The sequence below is a fragment of the Streptomyces sp. URMC 123 genome (assembly GCF_051386515.1).
Classification (GTDB): Bacteria; Actinomycetota; Actinomycetes; order Streptomycetales; family Streptomycetaceae; genus Streptomyces.
The window spans coordinates 1-4130 of sequence record NZ_JBPQTV010000452.1 but is presented as its reverse complement, the minus strand read 5'-3'; the positions used below and the strand labels follow the sequence as shown (position 1 = coordinate 4130).

General features: G+C 75.0%; 4 protein-coding genes. 2 read left to right on the top strand and 2 right to left on the bottom strand.

The features are described from left to right. The first annotated feature begins 119 nt into the window (after positions 1 to 119). Positions 120 to 614: an ATP-binding protein gene (locus tag ACSNOD_RS29155; RefSeq protein ID WP_436770073.1), complete on the top strand. Its 495-nt coding sequence runs from the start codon at positions 120 to 122 to the stop codon at positions 612 to 614. A gap of 64 nt (positions 615 to 678) precedes the next feature. Here ACSNOD_RS29155 and ACSNOD_RS29150 read toward each other — a convergent pair whose 3' ends face one another. Beyond that, on the bottom strand, positions 679 to 1791 hold the full coding sequence (locus ACSNOD_RS29150) for a DUF2637 domain-containing protein (RefSeq protein ID WP_436770072.1): 1113 nt from the start codon (positions 1789 to 1791) through the stop codon (positions 679 to 681). A 278-nt stretch (positions 1792 to 2069) separates the two neighbouring features. After that, the gene (locus ACSNOD_RS29145) at positions 2070 to 2945 is read right to left on the bottom strand and encodes a (2Fe-2S)-binding protein (protein WP_436770071.1); all 876 of its coding nucleotides are present in this window, start codon (positions 2943 to 2945) and stop codon (positions 2070 to 2072) included. A gap of 170 nt (positions 2946 to 3115) precedes the next feature. On the opposite strand from ACSNOD_RS29145, the gene ACSNOD_RS29140 reads away from it, so the two are divergent. Then, the gene (locus tag ACSNOD_RS29140) at positions 3116 to 4012 is read left to right on the top strand and encodes a GntR family transcriptional regulator (RefSeq protein WP_436770074.1); all 897 of its coding nucleotides are present in this window, start codon (positions 3116 to 3118) and stop codon (positions 4010 to 4012) included. Positions 4013 to 4130: the final 118 nt, after the last annotated feature.

The following is a 4130-nucleotide window of genomic DNA, read 5'->3' as shown; positions in this document are numbered from 1 at the left end:
CGCAACTGGTCGACACGGTCCGCCCGGAGGGGAGTGGGCGTGCCCGGGCGGGGCATGCATGACCGTGAGCCTGTTCGAGGGGACGGGGAGCGACGGCTTACACGACGGGGACGGGGGAGATGGCGTTTCAGAGGATGGAACGGGGAAGGGGAGGGGGCGGGGCGCTGGCCGACGCCCTGGAGGCCTCGAGGACCGACGTCGAGCAGGAGCCCGACATACGCAGAAGGCTCCGGCACGGCGACCTGACCGCGGTCGCGGAGATACGGGCGGCACTGCGCGAGCTCATGCGGCACCGGGCCTGGGGAGGGCCCGACCACCGGGCCGTCGCCGAGCTGCTGGCCAGCGAGCTGGTGACCAACGCGCTGGTGCACACCGACCGGGGGGCGGAGGTCACGGCCACCGTACTGCCCGGACGGGTGGGCAGGACCGAGGACCGGCTGCTGGTGGAGGTGCGGGACTTCGCGTCCCGCGGCCCCGCGCCGCGCACCCCTGACGGGGAGGGGACGCACGGTCGGGGTCTGGTGCTCGTCCAGAGCCTCGCGGACGCCTGGGGAGCGCGGCCGCACGGCACCGGGAAAGTCGTCTGGTTCGAACTGGACGGCGGACTGGCCTGAGTCATGAGTGGCCCCGAACAGGGGGTGGCCCCTGGGCCACGGGTGGCGCGGCCCGCCGCCCGGTTCAGCCGAACTGCTGCTCGAGATCCTTGAGCTTGCGCTCCAGGGAGTCGAGCCGGGGGACGGCGAGGGTGTCGTCCTCGGCCGTCAGATCGATGGTGCGCGGGCGATCGTGCGGCCGCTCCTGCGGTCGCCGCCGGTCGCCCGTCGCGCGGGACGCGGCGGCCCGGGCCGCCGCCGTCTCAACCGGATCGTCGGTCACGGCCTGAAGGGCCGGCCGGGAGCGTACGGGCAGCTCACCGTCCGCTATGGCGGGGTCCGCGCCGACCTGCGCGGGCGGCGGCGACAGTCCCGACACCTCCACCTGGCGGCCGCCGCGGCCCCGGCCCCACATGCGGTGCTGCCGGTTCAGCGCCCTGATCTGGGCCCGCTCCAGCTTCTCCTGGTCGCGCCGGCGATGGCGGCTCTGCTGCTTCTGCCGCCGGTCCTCGCGGACGTCCTCCACGGCCTCGTCCAGCGTGCGCACGCCCTCCAGGAGCATCAGCGACCACGCGCCGAACGTCTCCCGGGGCGCCCGCAGCCACCGTACGACCCGGATCTGCGGCAGCGGCCGGGGCACCAGCCCCTGCTCCCGCAGGGCCGCCCGGCGGGTCTGCTTGAGCGCGCGGTCGAAGAGGACCGCGGCCGACAGCGACATCCCCGCGAAGAACTGCGGCGCCCCGTCGTGGCCGAGGCCGCGCGGCGCGTGCACCCAGTTGAACCAGGCCGCCGCGCCCGCGAACAGCCACACCAGCAACCGCGATCCCAGCGCGGCGTCCCCGTGGCTCGCCTCGCGCACCGCGAGGACCGAGCAGAACATCGCCGCGCCGTCGAGCCCGAAGGGCACCAGGTACTCCCAGCCGCCGGTGAGGCTGAGATTCTGCCGCCCGAAGCCGACCAGTCCGTGGAAGGAGAGGGCGGCGGCGACGGCGGCGCAGCAGAACAGCAGTGCGTAGGAGGCGGTGCCGTAGACGGCTTCCTTGCGCCGGCGGCGCTCCTCCGTGCGCTCCCAGGTGTCGTTGCCGGCGGCTTCCTCGCCGGCTCGCCGGCCGCGCGCCACCATGACCGCGACCAGGACGCCGACGATCAGCACAGCGACCGGGAGCACCCAGTCCAGTGATATGTCGGTCAGTTTCATCCGGGGCTCTCGCCTCGCTTCCGCTCCGTGCCGTGCCGTGGCGCGTGCCGTGGCCTTGTCGGCGCCAATCCTGGCGGAATCCCCCCTTGCGCCAAGGGGTTTCGGGCCAAGAGCGCGCCAACGGCGGGCGGCGGCATTCGGATAGGGCGATAGGCGCCGAACTGCCGTACGGGGCGGTGGGATGGTGTTCTAATAAGCCCGGCTCGTGGGGGTGGCGGCGGCCGGTGCGCGGGACCGGTGGCGGACCGGTTCGCGAGCCCGCTCGTGCTGCGGCGCGCTCAGCCGCCGAGGAGGCGGGCGACCCGGTCGGTGTCGCAGGTGCGCGGGCAGGTCACACAGGTGTCCTCGGGCCGCAGGGTGTAGAGCATGCAGCAGCTCGCGCGGTCCCGGGTGGGCAGTTTCTCGCCCCGCGGGCCGGTCAGCTCGCGGAACGCCGCGTCACCGACGTACGGGGCGGTCGCCCCGGGCAGCAACTGCTCGAGTTCGGCCATCGCCCGGCCCTCCTCGCCGAGCGCCTGGCCGATGTACCAGATGCCCTCGACGATCTCGTCCGTGGCCATGCCCCACAGGCCCCGGCGGCCGCGCCGCAGCCGCGGCCGGAAGCCCTCCAGCACGGGGCCGAGGTGCTCGGCGACGGCGCCGCGGACCTCCGCCCGCAGGGCCTCCTCGTCCGCCACCACGCGGGCGCCCGGCAGCGCCGCCGCCGGGTCGCCGGGCAGACAGGCGAACTCCTCGATCCGTACGGCCATCCGGCCGAGCTCCCGGTGGAAGGAGACGGCCTCCACGGGCACCCGGGGCACGCGGCGGCTCAGGAACCAGGGGATGGTGATCAGCAGACAGGCGGGCCAGGCGTAGCGGTGCAGCCCGAAGCTGGCCACGACGTCGGGGCGCCCCTGCTGGCCGTAGTCCCGCAGCACTTGCGCGTCGTCCCAGGCGAGATAGGCGTCCAGCGCCTCGCCGCCGGCCGCGAGGTCCGCGGCCATGACCCAGCCGGGGCCCGACCGCGGCGGCTCCTCGGTCACCAGCAGCGCGGGGAACGCCGCGGTCAGCCGGGCGTACGCCTCGGCCACGGGTGACGCGGGCGGCGCGGGCGAGGCGGGCGGCTCGGCCGCACAGGAGCGGGTTTCGCGGTACAGCACGGCAGGCACGGTCATGGAGGGGACCACCGAATCGCGGACGGCGCTAGGTAAGCCTTACCTTACCCGAATCGATCGAGGTTTGACGTGGAGGGGGGTCCGCTTATCGTGCACAGGGGTGAGAGGCCGTCGACGGGACGAGCCGGCGCGCGCCCGCATGACGGCCGAGGAGGACCCGAGTGGAGCACATGAGAGCGGACGCGGACGCGGAGGCGTCCGCGGCTGCGGTTGCCTCCGGCGCGGTTGCTTCCGGTGGGGCCGCGTCCGGTGCGGCGGCGGCCGCCGAGCGGGTGCCGGGGCCGCGGGTTCCCTCGCCGGGGCGGGCGTCGGAGCACCCGGCCGAGGCGCGGTGCGGGGCTGTTCCGGCGTCTACGCCCACGTCTACGGCTGCGTCTACGGCTGCGTCTACGTCTGCGGGTGGGTCCGCGGCTGATGTCCCCGCCTCCGGGGGCGGGGGCGCGCGGAGAATGCCGCAGCGCTACTCCGTACGGGGTCAGGTGCTCGACGCGCTGCGGCACGCGCTCGTCACCGGCGAGCTGCTGCCCGGCGAGGTGTACTCCGCGCCGCTGCTCGCCGAGCGCTTCGGGGTGTCCGCCACGCCCGTCCGCGAGGCGATGCAGCAGCTCGCGCTCGAAGGCGCGGTGGAGGTCGTCCCCAACCGCGGCTTCCGGGTCGCCGAGCGCGGCGCGCGGGAGCTCGCGGAGCTCGCGGAGGTACGGGTGCTGCTGGAGGTGCCCGTGATCGTGCGGCTCGCGCGCACCGTGCCCGGTGCGCGCTGGGCGGAGCTGAGGCCACTGGCCGAGGCGACGGTGGCCGCGGCGGCCTGCGGGGACCGGGCGGCCTACGCGGAGGCCGACCGCGCGTTCCACCGGGCGGTGCTCGGGCTCGCCGGCAACGAGCAGCTCGTGGCGGTCGCCGACGATCTGCACCGGCGGGCGCAGGGGCCGGTCCTCGGCGGGGGCGGGGCGGAGCGGGTGCGGTTGGTGGCCGACGCGGCGGAGCATGTCGAGTTGCTCGACGCGGTGTGCGAGGGGAGGTACTGCGGGTTGGAGTCCCTCCTGCGGGCCCATCTCGTCCCCGCGTGAACGCTGCGCCGGCTTTTGCGCGACGTTCACGTCCAGGTCGTCCGTGACGTGCCCGTCGTCGACGTGAACGCCACGGGCTTTTCCGCCCCTTCGGGGCGGGCATCTTTCCCCGGCCTTC

Excerpts from the sequence above, each read along its gene's own strand:
- ACSNOD_RS29150 (WP_436770072.1), bottom strand. The coding sequence starts at position 1,791 with ATGAAACTGACCGACATATCACTGGACTGGGTGCTCCCGGTCGCTGTG.
- ACSNOD_RS29145 (WP_436770071.1), bottom strand. The coding sequence starts at position 2,945 with ATGACCGTGCCTGCCGTGCTGTACCGCGAAACCCGCTCCTGTGCGGCC.
- ACSNOD_RS29155 (WP_436770073.1), top strand. The coding sequence starts at position 120 with ATGGCGTTTCAGAGGATGGAACGGGGAAGGGGAGGGGGCGGGGCGCTG.
- ACSNOD_RS29140 (WP_436770074.1), top strand. The coding sequence starts at position 3,116 with ATGAGAGCGGACGCGGACGCGGAGGCGTCCGCGGCTGCGGTTGCCTCC.